17 protein-coding genes are annotated in these 18,355 nt (G+C 64.2%); 8 read left to right on the top strand and 9 right to left on the bottom strand.

Annotated features, from left to right (window positions below):
* Window positions 1-103: 103 nt before the first annotated feature.
* The 3 genes from DWB23_RS18905 to DWB23_RS23165 all read left to right on the top strand — a co-directional run bounded on the left by DWB23_RS18905 (window position 104) and on the right by DWB23_RS23165 (window position 4,310).
* Window positions 104-1,927, top strand: a complete 1,824-nt coding sequence (locus DWB23_RS18905) for an aldehyde ferredoxin oxidoreductase family protein (RefSeq protein ID WP_121744361.1) — start codon at window positions 104-106, stop codon at window positions 1,925-1,927.
* An 875-nt stretch (window positions 1,928-2,802) separates the two neighbouring features.
* Window positions 2,803-4,053, top strand: coding sequence for an acyl-CoA dehydrogenase family protein (locus tag DWB23_RS18910; protein WP_121744362.1), 1,251 nt, complete (start codon window positions 2,803-2,805; stop codon window positions 4,051-4,053).
* An 86-nt stretch (window positions 4,054-4,139) separates the two neighbouring features.
* Window positions 4,140-4,310 carry a hypothetical protein gene (locus tag DWB23_RS23165; protein ID WP_162989870.1) on the top strand — a complete coding sequence of 57 codons (171 nt, stop codon included), beginning with the start codon at window positions 4,140-4,142 and terminating at the stop codon, window positions 4,308-4,310.
* A 129-nt stretch (window positions 4,311-4,439) separates the two neighbouring features.
* On the opposite strand, the gene DWB23_RS18915 is transcribed toward DWB23_RS23165, so the two are convergent.
* Both DWB23_RS18915 and DWB23_RS18920 read right to left on the bottom strand, forming a co-directional pair.
* Entirely contained in the window at window positions 4,440-5,609 is a 1,170-nt protein-coding gene (locus tag DWB23_RS18915; protein WP_121744363.1) for a thiolase family protein, read from the bottom strand.
* The gene (locus DWB23_RS18920) at window positions 5,606-5,815 is read right to left on the bottom strand and encodes a hypothetical protein (RefSeq protein ID WP_121744364.1); all 210 of its coding nucleotides are present in this window, start codon (window positions 5,813-5,815) and stop codon (window positions 5,606-5,608) included. Before DWB23_RS18920 ends, DWB23_RS18915 begins: the two co-directional genes overlap by 4 nt.
* Between DWB23_RS18920 and DWB23_RS18925 the strand changes: the two genes are divergently transcribed.
* A complete protein-coding gene (locus DWB23_RS18925) occupies window positions 5,814-6,611 on the top strand; it encodes an enoyl-CoA hydratase/isomerase family protein (RefSeq protein ID WP_121744365.1) in 798 nt (265 codons plus the stop codon). The genes DWB23_RS18920 and DWB23_RS18925 overlap by 2 nt on opposite strands.
* A gap of 538 nt (window positions 6,612-7,149) precedes the next feature.
* Here the strand turns inward: DWB23_RS18925 and DWB23_RS18930 are convergent.
* The 3 genes from DWB23_RS18930 to DWB23_RS18940 form a co-directional block, all read right to left on the bottom strand.
* The gene (locus DWB23_RS18930; protein ID WP_121744366.1) at window positions 7,150-7,884 is read right to left on the bottom strand and encodes a 3-hydroxyacyl-CoA dehydrogenase family protein; all 735 of its coding nucleotides are present in this window, start codon (window positions 7,882-7,884) and stop codon (window positions 7,150-7,152) included.
* 43 nt (window positions 7,885-7,927) lie between these two features.
* Window positions 7,928-9,217: an MFS transporter gene (locus DWB23_RS18935; RefSeq protein ID WP_121744367.1), complete on the bottom strand. Its 1,290-nt coding sequence runs from the start codon at window positions 9,215-9,217 to the stop codon at window positions 7,928-7,930.
* A 172-nt stretch (window positions 9,218-9,389) separates the two neighbouring features.
* On the bottom strand, window positions 9,390-11,012 hold the full coding sequence (locus DWB23_RS18940) for a class I adenylate-forming enzyme family protein (RefSeq protein ID WP_121744368.1): 1,623 nt from the start codon (window positions 11,010-11,012) through the stop codon (window positions 9,390-9,392).
* Window positions 11,013-11,400: 388 nt separating this feature from the next.
* Between DWB23_RS18940 and DWB23_RS18945 the strand changes: the two genes are divergently transcribed.
* The 4 genes from DWB23_RS18945 to DWB23_RS18960 all read left to right on the top strand — a co-directional run bounded on the left by DWB23_RS18945 (window position 11,401) and on the right by DWB23_RS18960 (window position 13,716).
* A complete protein-coding gene (locus tag DWB23_RS18945; protein ID WP_238717532.1) occupies window positions 11,401-12,387 on the top strand; it encodes an FAS1-like dehydratase domain-containing protein in 987 nt (328 codons plus the stop codon).
* A 110-nt stretch (window positions 12,388-12,497) separates the two neighbouring features.
* A complete protein-coding gene (locus tag DWB23_RS18950; protein ID WP_162989871.1) occupies window positions 12,498-12,635 on the top strand; it encodes a hypothetical protein in 138 nt (45 codons plus the stop codon).
* 129 nt (window positions 12,636-12,764) lie between these two features.
* Window positions 12,765-13,046, top strand: coding sequence for a hypothetical protein (locus tag DWB23_RS18955; RefSeq protein ID WP_121744370.1), 282 nt, complete (start codon window positions 12,765-12,767; stop codon window positions 13,044-13,046).
* Between the two features lie 94 nt (window positions 13,047-13,140).
* Entirely contained in the window at window positions 13,141-13,716 is a 576-nt protein-coding gene (locus tag DWB23_RS18960; RefSeq protein WP_121744371.1) for an RDD family protein, read from the top strand.
* Between the two features lie 16 nt (window positions 13,717-13,732).
* On the opposite strand, the gene DWB23_RS18965 is transcribed toward DWB23_RS18960, so the two are convergent.
* From DWB23_RS18965 to DWB23_RS18980, 4 genes are all read right to left on the bottom strand, one after another.
* Entirely contained in the window at window positions 13,733-14,818 is a 1,086-nt protein-coding gene (locus DWB23_RS18965; RefSeq protein ID WP_121744372.1) for an ABC transporter ATP-binding protein, read from the bottom strand.
* Window positions 14,819-14,864: 46 nt separating this feature from the next.
* Window positions 14,865-15,737 (bottom strand): carbohydrate ABC transporter permease, encoded by an 873-nt coding sequence (locus DWB23_RS18970; RefSeq protein ID WP_121744373.1) that lies wholly within the window; start codon window positions 15,735-15,737, stop codon window positions 14,865-14,867.
* Window positions 15,734-16,687 (bottom strand): carbohydrate ABC transporter permease, encoded by a 954-nt coding sequence (locus DWB23_RS18975; protein ID WP_121744374.1) that lies wholly within the window; start codon window positions 16,685-16,687, stop codon window positions 15,734-15,736. The genes DWB23_RS18970 and DWB23_RS18975 overlap by 4 nt, the downstream gene beginning before the upstream one ends.
* Window positions 16,688-16,790: 103 nt before the next feature.
* Window positions 16,791-18,200, bottom strand: coding sequence for an ABC transporter substrate-binding protein (locus DWB23_RS18980; protein ID WP_238717502.1), 1,410 nt, complete (start codon window positions 18,198-18,200; stop codon window positions 16,791-16,793).
* Window positions 18,201-18,355 lie beyond the last annotated feature (155 nt).

Raw genomic sequence — 18,355 nt, forward strand, 5'->3', positions numbered from 1 at the left:
GGGCGACGAGTCGCCGGTAACGCCTCCGCGCCGCCGATATCGACCTCAGCGACTATCGCACCGGGGAACCGTTAAAGGTCGCACACCGCGTACGCGATACCTAATGTCTCGGCAGTACCCGACGCGCGTTCTCCGGGCCGATCTCTCGTCCGGGACCGTCACCAGCGGGCGGGTTCCGGAGGCGTGGCTCGAGCGGTACGTCGGCGGAAAGGGGATCGGAGCCAGATTCCTCTACGAGGAACTCGAGGCCGGGACGGACCCGCTGTCGGCCGAGAACGTCCTGTGTTTCGCGGTCGGCCCGGTGACGGGGTCGATGCCGGGTGAAGCGAAATACGCGGCGATCACGAAGTCGCCGCTGACCGGGACCTTTCTCGACTCCTACAGCGGCGGGTCGTTCCCGAAGCGGCTCGCGGGATCGCTGGGGGATCACCTCGGCATCCTCGTCACGGGACGCGCCGACGAAGCGGTCGTCCTCTCGGTCGCCGACGGAAGTGCGACGATCGAATCCGCGGACGAACTTCGGGGTGCGGACGCCGAGACGACCTGCGAGGCGTTTCCCGACGCCGGGGTCGCCTGTATCGGCCCCGCCGGCGAGCACCAGGTCCAGTACGCGACCATCGCCGCCGACGGCGGGGCCCACCACGCCGGCCGGGGCGGTGCCGGCGCGGTCATGGGCTCGAAACGGCTCAAGGCGGTCGTCGCCCGCGGAGAGGGACCGACGGGACTCGAGGAGATCCGAGAACGCTACGAGCGGCGAGTAGCCGAGAGCGAGACCGGCCGCTGGCACGCCGCAAGCGCGACGGTGGAGACGATCGACTTCGCGGACGAAGTCGGCGTCCTCCCGACGCGGGGCTGGCAGGACGGGCGGTTCGACGGCGCGTCGGAACTCGGGATCGAAGCAGTTCGCGAACGGGCGTCCGAGCGCGAACGGAACGACGACGCCGTCCCCGGCGGCTTCCGCGTCGAGGGCGACGCGGGCGAGAGCGTCCCCCGCGGCGCGACGCCGATCGTGCTCGGGGCGGGGCTGGGGATCGACGATTTCGACGCCGTGGCCGCGCTCGGTGCGACCTGTGACCGACTCGGAATCGACGTGATCACCGCGGGCAACGCGGTGGCCTGGGCGGTCCGGGCGAGCCAGGAGGGGCTGCTCGAGCGAGCGCTCTCCTTCGGCGACGACGAGGCCGCTCGAGAGCTGATTCAGCAGATCGCGACCCGCGAGACGTCGCTCGGCGACGCGCTCGCCGACGGCATCGAGGCGGCGGCCGCCGCGTTCGGCGACGAGGACCTCATCCCGATGGTCAAAGGGATGGACTGCTCGTCGTACGATCCCCGCGGTGCCGAGACGATGGCGCTCGCGTACGCGACCAGCGACCGCGGCGCTTGCCATCGTCGCGCGCGCCCGGTCGAGTCCGAAGCACTCGGACGACCGTGGCCGAGCGACCGCGCCCGCGTCGCCGCCGTCGCGGGCGAGCAGAACCGACGGGCCGTCCTCTGGAGCCTGATCGCCGACGACGTCCTCGAGGACGCCCTCACGGACGATCTCGGTGCCGAGTGGCTCGCCGCGGTCGGCCGCGAGTACGACCGGTCCGAACTGGCGACCGTCGGCGAACGGATCTGGACCCTGGTTCGACTGTTCAACGTGCGCGAGGGGTTCACCCGAGAGGACGATGCGCTCCCCCCGGCGCTGCTCGAGCCACAGGCCGACGCCGACGGCACGGACAACGGACTCGATCCGGAACGCTTCGACGCGCTGCTCGACGCTTACTACCGATATCGGGGCTGGGACGAAGCGGGACGGCCGACTCGGGAGACGATTCGGCGACTCGGACTCGAGTCGGTCGTCGACGAGGAGACGCCGGTTCCCGAGGACGACGGTTCGACGGGCGGGACGCGACCCGGAGCCGCCCGCGGAGGTGACCGACGATGACTGACCGGCTCGATCTGGCCGTCGAGTCGCTCCCGGTGGTGCTCTCCGGATTCTCGTCGGGCACGGGACCAGACTAATCGACTTCTACAACTCCCGGTCGGTCGACGCGCCCTTCGTCGCCTCCCATGGCCTGCTCGAGACCGTCTTCGCGACGCCCTCTCGAGCGCCCGCGAATCACTCTGCATCGACCGGTGCCGGCTGGAGAGCGATCTGACAGGCAGAAAAATAACAAATCCTAGCCAGTGAAATTCTATAGACATAATTTGCCGTGCCGTAATGGATCACGTATCGAGAGATATTGCCGCTCGTTTTCCTATAGGGCGTAATTAGGCCGTTTCTGTGTGACATTGTTGGAGACGAATCAGTCTCCGATCGTCCCGATAGCTTAAAACTGATAACTGCCATTATCGGACTATATAGGGCTAAAGAACCATCTTCTGTATTCGAGATCTCTCGTGAACTGAGGGACGCCGAAAATATACGATTACTGTGTATTCCGGCTATATCAATACTACTTGATAATAGGTGGTCGGTCGATTCGGCCTTCGCTCTCGCCTCGAGTTCGTTCGCCCGGCTTACCGCTCGTGACCCGCCGCATCCCTGCTCTCGACTCGGCATGCGTTCACTCGCCCTCCGTTCTCACGCGCTCGACGATGTCGGAGCGAAACTACTCGGACCGATCCGCCGGATGATGGGTCGAGTGTCGATCGCTACTTCGCGCCCCTCGAGGCGCGAAACGTCGGGTCAATGCCGTCTCGAGAATCGACCGAGACGGTTCGCGAACCCGACGCGAAGCGACCAGATCACTTTCTTCCACAACGTTGTAGTCGACTGCTTTGTTGTACATTTACAATGTTGTATGTGAATGCCTCGATATGGAGTACCACGACTCCGAGAAAGCGAACGAGGTCGCCGGGCGCGTAGAGGATTTCCTGGAGGAAGTCGTCCTTCCCCGCGAACGCGAGGCGCTCGCGACGGGCGAGCGGATCACGATGGACGAGATCGAAGGCTTCTGGGAGGAAGCCAAAGAGCGCGACCTGTTCGCGCCGCAGGTTCCCGAGGAGTACGGCGGCCAGGGCCTCGACTTCAGCGACATGCTGCCGTCGTTCGAGCAGGTCGGCCGGTCGCTCATAGGCGCGCTCGCGATCCGCGCGAACGCCCCGCAGGAGGGGAACATGCACACCTTAGAGATGGTGGGTACCGAAGAGCAGAAAGAGGAGTACTTGCGCCCGCTCGTTCAGGGCGAGATCTCCTCGGCGTTCGCGATGACCGAGCCCAAACAGGGCGGCGGCTCGGATCCGAAGATGCTCCAGAGTACGGCCGTCAAAGACGGCGACGAGTGGGTCATCAACGCCCACAAGTGGTGGACGTCCGACGGCCTCGATGCCGATTTCTATCTGACGATGGTCCGGACCGATCTGGACGCCCACCCCTACTCCGGAACGTCGATCATCCTCGTCCCGGCCGACGCCGACGGCGTCGACGTCGTACGCAACATCCCCCACGTCGGCGGCCACGGCATCACCGAACGCGAGGGCGGTCACGCCGAGGTGAAGTTCGACGACGTCCGCGTCCCCGTCGAGAACACGATCGGCGAGGAAAACGACGGGTTCCAGATCGCACAGATGCGACTCGGCGGCGGCCGACTCACCCACTGCATGCGCTACTCGGGGATGGCCGAGCGGTCGCTCGACGTCGCGAAGGCCTACCTCAGCGAGCGCGAGGCCTTCGGCACGACGCTCGAGGAGAAACAGGCGCTGCGCCACCGGATCGCGGACGCCGAAACGCGCCTGCACGCGGCACGCTGTATGGTCCGTCACGCCGCGCGCGAACTCGACCGTAGCGACGCCCGCATCGAGGTCGCGATGGCCAAGATGTTCACCGCGAACGTCACCCAGGATACCATCGACCTCGCGCTGCAGTGTTGTGGCGGCAACGGCATCGGGAAGGATCTCCCGATCGCACACTTCTACGAGAACGTCCGCGCGTTCCGCATCGTCGACGGGGCCGACGAAGTCCACCGCCGCTCGATCGCCCGCTGGGCCTTCGAGGACGTCGACGAAACGGAGATCGAGAACGCGCTGCAGTTCGACGAGGGCCTGCGCATCGACGCGTTGGACGAGTAGCCTCGAGCCTCGAGCGGCGTTCTCCGGAGGTAACCAGTCCTTTGCATGCCGTGAAATTTTCCGTCCCTATACCTTCAGTATCATCTATGCCTGGATTGATTCAGCGAACGGCACGGGCGATCGATGATATGTGGCAGTCGATCTGGCACGGATCAAGTCGCGCCGAGAAAGTCGTAATCGCCATCGTACTTCTGGTCACCGGATTGGCCATTCCGGTGATCCCGATCGTCTGGATCGCCCGGATTATCGCCAACTAATACACGGCGCAGCGGGGCGAGATACGCGCTCAGCACGACCGGTGAAATCCATCTCCGTGTGAGGGTTTCGCCAAGGTCATCGTGTGTGAACTCGGACAGGTCGGAACGGCAACCCCGTCTCGCCCGACCCTACACTCGTTCGATGATCGTCGCGACGCCCTGCCCGAAGCCGACGCACATCGTCGAGAGCCCCCGGTCCTGCCCGCTCCGCTCGAGTTCGTGAGCCAACTTCGTTAGCAGCGCCGCGCCGGTTGCGCCCAGCGGATGGCCGTGGGCGATCGCGCCGCCGTTGACGTTGACGGCCTCCCAGGAGACGCCGGTCTCCTCGAGCCACGCGCCCACGACCGAGGCGAACGCCTCGTTGACCTCGAACAGATCGATCTCCTCGATATCTATGCCGGCCTTCTCGAGGACCCCCTCGGTCGCCGGAATCGGTCCCGTGAGCATCGTGACGGGGTCGACGCCGACGACTTCCGTTTGAACGATTCGGGCCATGGGCTCCCAGCCGTGTTCCTCGGCGGCCGCCTCGCTCGCGATCAGCAGCGCCGACGAGCCGTCGACGATCCCCGAGGAGTTGCCGGGATGGTGGACGCCCTCGCCTTCCTGGCGGAAGGACAGCGGAAGGTTCGACAGCGTCTCGAGGTCGGTAGCCGGCCGCGGGTGTTCGTCCTGCTCGACGCGCACCCGCTCCCCGTCGAATTCGGTTTCGACGGGAACGATCTGGTCGTCGTACCGATCCTCATCCCAGGCGTCGCCCCATCGGCGCTGGGAGTCGACGGCGAGTTCGTCGAGTTCCTCGCGCGTGAAGTCGTAGTTCTCGGCGATGCGTTCGGCCCCCTCTCCCTGGTGGGTCAACTCGTCGAAGTGCTCGAAGTAGGTGTCCGTAACGGCGCTCTTACCGTCCACGCCGTCGGCCCCGTCGGAGCCCATCGGGACGCGGGTCATGTGTTCGACCCCGCCCGCGATCAGCACGTCGTGTTGACCCGCCATCACGTTCGCCGCCGCGAAGTTGACCGCCTGCTGGCCGGAGCCACACATCCGGTTGAGCTGGACGCCGGGAACGGTATCGCCCCAGCCCGCGATCATCGGTGCGAGTCGGCCGATGTTGAGCCCCTGCTCGTCGATCGGCGTCACGCAGCCGTAGATAACGTCCTCGATCGTCTCGGGCTCGAAATCGGTGCGCGTTCGGAGCGCCTCGAGCGGTTTCGCCGCCAGATCCTGCGGGTGCGTGTCGCGGAACGAGCCGTCCCGCTTGCCGAAGGGCGTCCGGACCGCATCGACGATGACTGCGTTGTTCATGGGCCTCCTAAGACAACGAGCGTGATAGGATTTCTGCTCGAGCGCGCTCGACGGACGTCGCCGATCGAGAGACCGGCGAGGACGACGGTGGTAGGTAACGCGACGGTCAGCGCGCGGATCGGCTCGAGTTCGCGGTCACCGACGGCTCCCGATTCGCCGCCGCCGATCCAGACGTTATTTGGTGATCGATCGTGATCGTCAGCCATGGACGAAGATTTCGACACGGTCATGGTGGAATTCGACGACGAAACCGGCGTGGGAACGGTCACGATGAACCGCCCGGACGCGCTCAACGCGCTCAACGGCCAACTCAGGGACGATATCGTTGCGGGGCTCCGGCGACTCGAGGCCGAAAACGAAGCGGCGGAGGGCGTCGCCTTGCGAGCCGTCGTGCTCGAGGGGGCCGGTGAGAAAGCCTTCTGTGCCGGCGCGGACGTCGGCGGCTTCTCGTCGGATTCGGCCGGGGCGTCCTCCGAGCCGTCCCACTACGAGTTCATCAGGGAGTTTCCGGTGCCCGTGATCGCGAAGATCGACGGCTACTGTCTGGGCGGCGGCCTCGAGACCGCGCTCGCGTGTGACTTCCGGCTGGCGAGCGAGGGCAGCGCCGTCGGCTTTCCGGAAGTCAATCTGGGGATCTTCCCCGGTGCCGGCGGCGTCCAGTACGTCACGAAACTGGCCGGCCCCGCCGTCGCCAAGGAACTGGCGATGACCGGCGACCACATCTCGGCGGAGCGCGCCGCCGACGAGGGGATCATCAACCACGTCTACGCCGATGACGAGTTCGAAGACGCGGTCGACGAGTTCGTCACCGACCTCGCGGGACAGGCACCGCTGGCTATCCAGGCGATCAAACAGTCGGCCGCTATGGCCGTCCAGACGGGGCTGAACGAGGGAGTTGCCTACGACGGACAGCTCTTCGCGGAGCTCCTGCAGACCGACGATCACGCGGAAGGAGCCGCCGCGTTCGGCGAGGATCGAGATCCGGAGTTCCAGGGCAAGTAACCGCTCAGAACGGACGATCCACGGATTGCGTCGGGCCGGCGACTGGCCCGTCCGACCGATACGGGTCCTACTGGTCCACGTGAGGTGGCGCGCGCTGTCGATCGGAACCGAGCGAAAGCGAGGGACGATCGACGACACTGCGCGAGGGATGAGCGAGCGACTGGAAGGAGCGAGTGAATCGGCTGGGGAGGGCGTGGAGATTAATATTGCCGGCGCGAGTGGCGTGTAACAGACAGTTTGTTTATTCGCGCTGGCGGCTATGCATACCGCCTCCTCTCCAACCGATTCACTCGCACGTCATCGAACCGCGGTTCGGCGGTGACGAGCCACGGCACAGCGCGCGCCACCACACGCGGATCGGTCGTTCCACGCTCTGGCTCTCGACCGAGTGGACCGTCTCTCGGCCGGACGAATCAGCCGTCACGAGGCATCCCGAAGAAAGACCGGCGACGCCACGGTAACAACTGCAACGAGTTCCACACCGATCGCACAGCCATCGCGCGATCAAGTGTGCGGTGACTTGCAGCGGCTCCTCCAGTCACCACTCCTCGCCGACTCCGCGCAGCGAGAACGGGCCGACGGGGAGGTTGTACCCTTCCTCGAGCGCCGTATCGACCTGCTCTTCCGTCGCGATGCCTTCGTCGACGATCTGTTGGGCCTCCTCGCGCATCGCCGCGTGACACCGGTTGGCGATAAAGCCGTAGGAGCCCGGATCGTCGTCGATGGTGACGCTCGTCTTCCCGAGTTCGTCGACCAGTTCTTCGGCGCGCTCGACGACCGCCGCGTCGGTCTCGGGCGCTTGCACGATTTCGACCATCGACATGATCGGGACCGGGTTGAAAAAGTGCATCACCGCGACGCGGGAGGGATCCGAGACCGCGTTCGCGATCGAGGTTACCGAAAAACCGCTCGTGTTCGAGTACAGCGGCTGGTCGTCGGTCGCGTCGTCCAAGTCGCGGAACACCTGTCCCTTGATCGCGAGGGTTTCGGTGACCGCCTCGAGGACGAACTCGGTGCCGTCGGTCGCGGCGTCGAGATCCGTCGTGAACGACAGCCGCTCGAGCACCGCGTCTTTCTCCGCTTCGGAGAGGTAACCGCCCTCGACGGCGTCCTCGAGGCCGTAGTTTCCGGAGACGACCCGGTCGCGGGCCTCCGCGGCCAGCTCGTCGTTGAGTTCGCGAACGCGGACGTCGTAGCCGGCTCGCGCGAGGACCTGTGCAATTCCGGCACCCATAACGCCGCCGCCGACGACGGCTGCTGATCGCTGTGCCATGGACTCACAACTCACTCGGGATCCGATAATAGTTTCGATCGGCTCAGTCCGCCTTCGCGGCGGTTGTCGTGACGTCGGGGTTCCGCAACAGGGGAACGGAGACGATCAGCAGGCAGCTACAGACCAGCGCAGCGCAGAGAACGTAGGTCAGTCGGTAGCCGAACCAGATGTCGACGGCGGGAATCGCGATCAGCGGACCGAGGCTCAGTCCGATATCGCCCAGCACGTTGTAGACGCCGCCCATTCGCCCGAGTTCGTCCCCCGGCGTGAGATCACCCAGGATTGCGAGCATCGCGGGCGCAGCGGCACCCATCCCCACGCCGATCAACACGAGCGCGGCGAACAGTGCTTCGATCGTCGGAACGTACGCGATGAGCAAGAACCCCGCTGTCATCGACAGAAACGCGGGGACCGTCAGCAGGGTCCGGTCGCTGATCATATCCGAAACTCGCCCGGTGAGAACCGTCGTTCCGCCCATCGTGAGGACACCGACCCCCATCACGAGACCGCTGATACCGGCGGCCTCGAGGACGGAGAGTTCGAGCCCGTGGAAACTCGCGTAGCGTGCGAGCGTCGCCAGGATGATGCCGCCCCACAGAAATCGGACGGTGAAGTTCCCGAAGCCGATCAGGAGGACGGTCGGACGGCCGCGAAGCAGCATCGGGAGTTCTCGTAACTTCGCCGACTCAGTGTCGGCACCGCCGTGAACGTCCGGCAGGACGATGGTGGCGACGGTACCGGCGATCAGGGCGAGTATCCCGGCGGCGAAAAAGGCCGCCTGCATGCTCGCAATATCGGTCAACACGCCCCCGACGACGAGCCCCGTGGGAAAGCCAAGCGACTGACCCCCGCGCATGTAGCCGACCCAGCGGCCCCGATTGTTCGACGTCGTTACGTACGTGATCGTCGCGAACGCGCCGATAAACACGAACGCGCTCCCGATCCCCCAGAACAGCCGCGACAACACGAACACGAGACCCGGAAGCGATACCTCACCGAATCCGGGGATCGTTCCGAGGATGTGCGGCGGCGTGTGTAATCCGACGATGTACCCGAACGGTGCGAACGCCTGCGTGTAGAGTCCGACGATCATCGGCTTTCGCGCGCCGACGCGATCGATGATCGTCCCGGCCGGCGTGTTCATGAACAGCCGCGCGATACGGTTGGCCGAAAGGATCACGCTGAGCGTGATCGCACTGATCACCAGGGTCTCATCGAGAAGCGGCAGCGTTGGGAACGCGACGCCGGTCGCCACGCCGCCGAAGAAGATTCCGGCGATGACCGCGAGAGCGATGGTCCTAATTTCGCCGGGCGAATACGTGTCGTCGGTCATCGAAGGTGCCTATCCGTTTCGCTCGCTGCGTGTTCAACGTTCTGTTCGCCGTCCACAGTGCGTCTCGAGTTCGATCGAGTGGCTGCGGTATTTCCGCGAGCGAGATCAATACCAGCACTCGAGGTGAGACGGTGGTCTCCCGGACCACGACGACCTCCCCGTCGTCGGTTCGTCATTCAGACACGTACGCCTCCCGGAACTCGGCTTGTAACACCGTCTTCCGAACCTTCCCGCTCCCGGTTTTCGGGAGCTCCTCGCGAACCTCGACGTACCGCGGATGCTTGTACGGTGCGAGTTCGCCGAGGACGTACTCCTCGACGTCGCCCTCGCTGAGCGTCACCCCCGCTCTGGGAACGACGGCAGCGGCCACGGTTTCGCCGCGTCGTTCGTCAGGCACGCCGAAGACCGCCGCCTCGAGCACTGCCGAGTGGTCGTAAAGCGTATCCTCGATTTCGCGGGGATAGACGTTATACCCCGCCGTGAGGATCATTTCCTTCGACCGGCCCTTGATGTAGTGGTAGTTGTCCGCGTCGCGGGAGGCGATGTCTCCGGTCCGGAAGAACCTCCCGGAAGACGAGTCCTCCGTCCCCCCGCTCGCACTGCTCGCGGGGGCGTCCTCGGTGAACGCCGCCTCGTTCGCTTCGGGATTCTTGTAGTACCCTTTCATCACCTGCGGGCCGGCGACGAGGAGTTCACCTTCCTCACCGATATCGACTACCTCGCCCCGGTCGTCGACGATTTTCGATCGCGTATGGCCGATCGGCTGACCGATACTGCCGGGTCGATTGCCGAGCGTCGACCAGCGGACGGTGTGCGTCGCCGCCGTCGTCTCGGTGAGTCCGTACCCCTCCGAGAGCGACGCGTCGAACGTTTCCTCGAACTCCCGTTGAACCGGTCTCGGCAGTTTGTCACCGCCTTGGCCGGCACGGATCAACGTCTCGAGGTCGTACGCGTCGGCGTCGTAGGCCTCGAGCAAGTCACTGAACATGGTCGCAACGCCCACGAACGCGGGAATCTCGTGTTCGTCGAGCAGTTCGAGGACGCGCCCTGGGTCCCACTGGTCGGGCCGCAGCAGGTGCAGCGTTCGGCCAGCACACAGCGAGGACAGCATCTGAAGCAACCCGGTGATGTGGTACATTGGAAGGATGATGAGCGAATCGCCCCTCACGGGGCTCGCACTGTAACTCGAGACGCTGTTTGCGATCTGGACCCGGAAGTTGCGGTGGGTGAGAAGCACGCCCTTTGGGTCGCCGGTCGTTCCCGACGTGTACGGCTGGAGTAGGATGTCGTCGTCCGTCCGCTCAGCGAGTCCCCCGTCGCCATCGCTGGCGAGTGTGGGAAGCGACTCGTGGCTACTCTCGGCGGCGGTGGTGACGACCTCGGCCTCGAGGTCGGTGATCGCGCTCGTGACGTGTTCGTCGGCGTCGCCGGCGACGACGACGGCCTTCGAATCGGCGTGATCGACCTGGTACTCGATTTCGCGTCGTCGATAGGCCGGATTCAGCGGACTCGCGACGATGCCGCTTCGACAGCACGCCCAGATGACCGCACAGAAGTCGATGCTGTTCGGAATGTAGACGCAGACGCGGTCGCCGGCCTCGAGACCGTACCCGCGAAACCCGCGCACGTACTGGTCGACGAGGTCGTCGAACTCCCGGTACGTGACCGTCTCACCGGCGTGTTCGATCGCAACCTGCTCCGGCTGTTCGGCTATCGATCTGTCCAGCAACCGAGCGACGTTTCCGTCGTACGGCGGCTCGAAAAGCGTCTCCGCCGGGACGAGTTCGAGGTTCATACGGTCGATAATTTGTTGATAACCCTGAAAAGCGTATGGTTGCTGGTAACAACGCGCAATAGAGACGGGGCATCCGTGATGGAATTACTCCGGCCGTGGCGTTCCCGTGATCGTCATCGTCTCTCTGACAAAGTATTCGCTGATATCGCCGACTTCGACGAGTTCTACGGATCGAGGCCGTCGTTTCGCTGCCACCGTGGTTCTGATACCCGTTCTACGGGACACGAGAGCAACCGTGAGGAATACGCTTATGAAACTCGTCACGAAACCCTACCGGAAATGGATCGAAACCGGCCCGAAGGGAAACCCCGCGTGGGGACGGCGGATCGTCAGAACGGCTCATCGCGACGCTCGCTCGCCCGAGGTGAATCCCGTGCCGAATAAGCCGCTGGCCGAACTCGAGGGGATGATCGGCGACTCGCGGGTCACCGTCGAGGGATTTCGGATCGAGGCGGGCAAGGTCGAGGAGTTCGCCCGAGCGATCACCGATCCGAACCCGGTGTTCCGGGACGAAACCGTCGCTCGAGAACGCGGGTTCAATGACATCCCCGCGCCGCCGACGTATCCGCGCGTCAGTCGGTTCCCGCGGTATCGGCCCGACGACCTCGAGGGGTACGGCTTCGACCTCGGGTTTCAGCCCGAGTACGTCCTCCACGGCGAGCAGGCCTACGAGTACGAGCGTCCGCTGCAGGTCGGCGACGTCCTCACGGGCACGACCACGCTGGTCGAGGTCTTCCAGCGCGACGGCGGCCGCGGCGGGACGATGACCTTCGCCGTCTACGAGACGGCATACCGGGACGAGAGCGGTGACCTCGTGCTCACCGACCGTGCGACCGCCATCGAAACGTCCGGTGCCGTCCAGGACGACGAGGACGACAGCAGCGACTCGAGCGCCGACGCCGAGGAGGCAGATACCGCAGCCAACGGGGGGACGGTACCCATCGCCGAGGACGTCTCCACGGTCCGCTCCATCGACGAGGTCGAGGTCGGCGATACCGGACCAACGGTCGTCGTCAAGGACCTCGAGCGAAAGCACTTCGTCAAGTACGCCGGCGCAAGCGGGGACTTCAATCCGATCCACTACGACGAGCCCTACGCCCGCGCCACGGGCAATGAGAGCGTCTTCGGGCAGGGAATGTTCACGGCCGGCGTCGCGTCCCGGGTCGTCACCGACTGGTTCGAACTCGAGTCGATCGAGTCGTTCGGCGTCCGCTTCCGGTCGCAGGTCTTCCCCGGCGATTCGATCGTCGGAACGGGTGAGATCGTCGACGACGAGTCCGACGACGGACGCGTCGAAGTTGACCTCGAGGCGACGAACCAGCGCGGCGAGACGCTGCTCACCGGGTCGGCGACGGCGTCGCTGACCGACGACTGAGCGGGGGCTCGATCCCCTCGGTACGGGCGGTACTCCGTCCCAGGATGGGGGACCTCGAGCGATCGGTCTCGGCCGGGGCCGATACTGCGCGTCGAACCGTCGGCGATGCGATGGCGCGTGGACGAGCGGACGTCGTCGTCATCGCCGACACGTCCATAGAAGTCCTCGAACGGGGAACCGTCGATTTCGGCCTCCTCGAGCAGCGACGGCTCCTCGAGATCCGGATGCTCCGAGCGTCTGTTCGATGAGCGACCGGTTACGTCCGTGTGACGTATGCACAGGATATGTGAACGCTATCCGCGACGTCGTCCACGCGAGCGTCGATCTCGCTCCCGGCACCCATAGCTATTTACGCTGGGCGGTAACAACCGTTACATATGAGGGGAGAGACGACGAGGCAGGCCTCGGAGGATGCCAGTCTGAAAGATATCCGTACGGCGTCGGACGCGGTGGAGAAGCCCCCGATGTCGGTGGCCCTCGAGAAAATTCAAGAACGGTGGCAAACCGCCGGTTCCATCGTCGTGCTGGCAGTCACCAGCGTTCTGCTGTACCGCGTCGACGGCTACCTCTCGATCGACGCGCAAGTGTTCGGCGGGATCACCATCCTCCTGCTAATCTACTTCCTCGTGACGCTCCGATCGGACGTCCGCATGGAGTGAGCGCGGTCGAGGCCGACCCTCGGCGTCGGTGGAGGGCAGGTATTTTGTGCAGCCGTGTGAATGATTCCGCCATGAACGGCGGGGCGGTGACACCGTGATCGACTGGAAACTGGACGGGTTCCTGCCGACCCGAAGGCAACCGGCGCCGGAACTGGAGACCGCGAGCGACCGCGACGTGGTGCTCGCCCGCGGCGCTGCGGCGGCGATCGATCTGTTCATCTGTTACGTCCTGATCGAGTTTCCGGTGATCTACGCGTTGAGCACGGTGTTCAGCGAACCCTACGAGGCGCTCGGGGGGTACGTCGTCGCCCTGTCGCTGCTCGTGCTCCTGCCGATCTACGCCACCTACTCGTTCGTCCTCGAGTGGCGGTACGGCCGGACGCCGGGAAAGGTCAACCGCGGCCTGCTGGTCGTCATGGCGGACGGGCGTCCGTGCACCTACCGCGCCAGCGCCGTGCGAAACCTCTTTCTGTACGTCGATCTGCTCGGCGTCCCGCCGCTCGTGATCGGGTTCGCGGCGGCGCTGGCGACGGACGGCCGTCGCCTCGGCGACCACGTTGGCGGAACGATCGTCGTTCGCTCGACGGCACCGACGGATCGCGACGGGGCGGTCTCGGCCGATATGAACACGAATGCGGCCGCTCGAGCGGACGGCGCACGCGAAAACTAATCGTCGTGGTCGAAACTTAGGCGATCCTGACGCCGGTGTCGGCGTCGAACAGCCGAATGTACTCGGACTGAAAGACGAGCCCGTACGCTTCGCCGTTGCCCTCGAAGTCCGGGCCGGTGACGACGACGACCTCGCCGAACTCCGTCTCGAAGAAGCTGTGGGTCGCGTCGCCCAGGGGCTCGTCCAGCAGGTGCCTCGCCGGGATACCCGCCTCGGAGTCGTCGCTGACGGTGATGTACTGCGGTCGGAGGCCGACGCGGATGTCGTCGCCGTCCCACCCTTCGAGGCCCTCGCGGCCGAACTCGTACTCGTAACTACCGACCACCAGCTCGGCGGTCCCGTTGACGGCCCTCACGTTCCCGTCGAAGAACTGCGTCGACGGCTGGCCGATGAACTGGCTGACGAACTCCGAGCGCGGCTCGTCGTAAATCTCCTTCGGCGGGGCGACCTGGGCCAGTTTGCCGTCGTTGATGACCGCAACGCGGTCGGACATCGTCATCGCCTCCTCCTGGTCGTGGGTCACGTACAGCGTTGGACAGCCGATCTCGTCGGTCACCTTCTCGATGACCGGCCGTAGCTCGGCCTTGAGCTTGGCGTCCAGATCCGACATGGGTTCGTCGAACAGGAAGACCTCCGGATCGCGCACGAGCGAGCGGCCGAGCGCGACGCGCTGTTGTTGCCCGCCGGAGAGCTCGGAGGGCATCTTCTCGAGTTGGTCGGTTATCTGGAGCAACTCCGAAGCCTCTCGGACGCGGGCGATGCGCTCCTCTCGCGAGAACCCGACGATCTTGAGGCCGTAAGCCATGTTCTCCTGGACGCTCATGTGAGGGTAGAGCGCGATGTCCTGAAAGAGCAACGCGATGTTGCGCTCCTGAACCGGCGTCTCCGTTACGTCGCGGTCGCCGAAGTGGATCTTGCCGCTCGTCGGCGTGTTCAGCCCTGCGACGCACCGAAGCGTCGTCGTCTTTCCGCAGCCCGAAGGTCCCACCAGCGTCACGAACTCGCCGTCGGCGATGGTCAGGTTCACGTCGTCGACTGCAACGATTTCGTTACCCGATTCCTCGTACACTTTAGTCAGGTTCTGGATCTCGATGTCTGGCATATGTTGTTGTGTCTCGTGGGTGTTAGTTATCGTTCAGTATCCGATCTCAGAGGGCTCTGACCTGGAACCCCTTCAGCAGGTAGCTCTGCATGAAGTAGGCGAACAGCAGCGGTGGCAGCGTCATGGCCAGCGAGATCGCCATCAGGTAGGCGTCCGGCAGGAACTGGGCCTGTCCCATCGCCCGGAGGATGCCGGGTGCAAACGTCGTGGTGTCGGTCGACGGCAGGAGAATCTGTGCGAACGTAAAGTCGTTCCAGGCGAGTGCGAAGGCGAACAGGGCCGCGGCGATGATCGCCGGCCGGCACTGGGGTATGACGACGTCGCGAAAGCCCCGCCAGCGCGAGGCTCCGTCGACCCACGCGGCTTCCTCGTGGGCCTCTGGGATCGTCATAATGTACTTCCACATCAGCCACACCGCGAAGGGCATCGAGACGGCCGATAGTGCGATAATGAGCCCGACGCGGGTTCCGAGCAACCCGATGGACCGCCAGATCTGGTAGAGCGGAATGCCGATGACGATGGGACTGAACAGATACCCGATCAGGAGGATCCGCGCGAAGTGTTCCTTGTACGGGAAGTTCAGTCGCGCGAGGCCATAGCCGGCGATCAGCGAAACGATGACGACCGTCACGATGGTGCCGATGGCCACCACGACCGTATTGAACATGTAGGTGTACATCCGCGGGTCTGTTAGCACCGTGAAATTACCGAACGTGAATATTTCGGGGGTGGGGAAGACGGTAACGCCGTCCTCGACGACCCTGTACTCGGTGAAAGCGAGCTGGGTCATCCAGTAGATCGGCCAGGCACCGACGAGCACGATGATCGCGGTGCTGACGAGCTTTAGCCGCTCGAAAACTCGAGTTTCACCGTCGTAGGAGAGGCCGAACAGGCCGCCCGGTGGGTCGTTCTGGCTCATGCTGTCGTTTCCACCTCCTCGCTCGGGTTGAAGATCATGAAGTAGCCGATCGCCCCCGCGAGCAGGAACAGGAACATGACGATGGCGATCGCGTTGGCGAGCCCGTAGGCTTGATTGGTGTAGACGGTCTTGTAGGCCAGTACTGGGAGCGTGGTCGTCGAGTTACCGGGGCCGCCCTGCGTGAGCTGCCAGATGATATCGAACTTGTTGAACATGAAGATCGACCGGAGCAGGACGACGACCAGGATGATCCCGACGAGACGCGGGAGCGTGATGTCCCGGAACATCTGCCATCGGTTCGCACCGCACACCTTTGCCGCCTCGTAGAATCGATCGGGAATCGCGCGCAGCTGTGCGAGCGTGAAGATGGTGACGAAGACGCTGAACTTCCAGCTGCCGATCAGGATCAAAAACGGCATGGCCCACTCCCGGGACCCCAGCGGGGCCTCGCGAGCGCCCCACAGGCCGAACCACTCGGCACCCATCATCTGGAACACGCCACCAGCCGGGTCGAACACTCGTAGCGCCACCAGCGAGACGATGATCGTCGGGATCAGGTAGGCCGTAAAGACCACCGCAGTCAAGAGCTTCTGTCCGCGGGTGATGCGGTTGAGTACGACCGCCATCCAGAGGCCGACGGTGAGCTGAATGAGCGTGCTGCCGACCATGTAGACGAGTCCCCGCCACAGCGACCCCCAGAACGTGGTGATGTTCAGGACCTCGTAGTAGTTGTCGAGGCCGACCCACTCCCACTCCGGATTGAGCGTGTGGATGTCGTGTAACGACGCCCAGAACGCGAAGGCGATGGGGAGCACCGCGATGAGTAAGTACAGTATGACGACGGGGAGAACGGTCCCGATCCCGACGACGGTCTCTCGTTGTATGGGCAACTCGTCCCACGGGATGTACGCCGTGCGAGGTCGAAACGATTCTCTAGGTTCACCGGCCATGTATCGGTTCCTCGATAGCCATGTATGTTAATCCCACGGTCATTCGCAAACGGTTCGTTCCGCGCCGAACGCGGTCAAGTGGGGTCGTCGTGCCCGCAGTCGACTATCCGAACTGCTCCTGGGCGTTCGCAAACTCTTCCTCGAGCCGACCGAGTCCCCACTCGTAGGCTTCGTCCACGGTCATCGAATCGGTGACCACGTTGTTGACCATCTCGCCGTAGAACCACTGGCGTTGCATGTACAGCGACTCGGGCGAGGAGATGTTGGCCTCGTCGACGCTGCCGTAGTGGTTGCCCCAGATCTCGTCCTGGCAGTACTGAAGCTTCTCGAGCAGGTGGGGATGGGCCTGGAAGATGCCCTGATTCTGAAACGCGTCGGACGCCAGCACGTCGGCGTAGGTCGGCAGGAACCGACCCGGATCCGCCTCGTAGAATTGCACGGTCCGCTCCATGCTGTCGGCGTAGAGCCACTCGAACCACTCCGTGGCATCCGCCGTGTTGTCGCCGCCCGAGAAGATGTGGTAGCCGTCCGGGGCCGGGGCGCTCAGCCAGTTCTCGTCCGTGTCGATCCCGTCCCAGGTCGGGTACGCCTTGACCTGAGTAGCTTCGGCTAGCCCGCGCAGGGGATCGCTGTCCTGGGCCTCGGCCGTGAGCGCGGTGACGCCGACCGGCCAGGCGTTGAGGTGATAACACTGGGCGTACTGGCCCTGTACCCACTGGCTGAGCGACTCGGACCAGCCGATGCCGGTCGGGTCGGGCGAGTACTCGGAGAGATCTTTCATGTACTGCAGAACCGTCGTCACCTCCTCTTCGGGGAAGTGAACCTCGAGTTCTTCGCGCGCCTCCGAGTCCTTCCAGCGGAGACCGATGCCGGAGACGCCGGCACTCGCGAGGAGGACCAGGAATTCGTCCTGGCTCTTGCCCGTCGGCATCCCGGCTAGGCCATACCCTCGCGTATCGACGTCCGACTCGTCGATAACCCGGGCGTTGTCGAGAACGTCCTGGAACGTTTCCGGTTCCTCCAGCCCGAGCTCCTCGTAGACGTCCGCCCGATACTGGAAGTTCGAGACGTAGAGCCCGTGGGGGATCTGGTAAATATCGTCCCCCTCACCGAGGAAGGCGTCGGTATTGATCTCTCCGTTGACCTCCTCGATCGACCCGACGACGTCGTTGACGGTTTCGAGTTGGCCGGTTTCCCAGATGTCGGCCACCTGATCGAACGTCGAGGTGTTCGCATCCGGCGGGTCGCCCGCCTGGATCAGCCGAGCGAGACGACCTTCCTGCGTGCCGGACATCCCGCCCTCTTCGATGTTCATGCTGGCGTCGGTCTCGTCCTCGAACTCCGACTCGAGCTCTCCCCAGAGGGACTCCCACTGGTCGTTGTAGTAATCCGTGATGAAGTGGACGTCCTCGTCACTACCGCCGCCACCGCCGATACAGCCCGCTATCGCCGTCGCAATTCCCACACCGGTTCCCGTGAGTACCCGTCGTCTGCCGATAGCATTCCGTGTCATTCGTGATCAAGGCACACCGTACAGAATAAGAGGTTGGACCAACCATATAAATCTTCACCATTTTTCCAACGGTTTATCGGATCATCACCGATAGTTATCATACTGCGTCTCCACACGATGCATCGTCCCTCGGGACGGGACGACAGAACCGACCC

Origin of the sequence: Natronorubrum halophilum (assembly GCF_003670115.1) — an archaeon.
In the GTDB taxonomy this organism is placed as follows: Archaea; Halobacteriota; Halobacteria; order Halobacteriales; family Natrialbaceae; genus Natronorubrum; species Natronorubrum halophilum.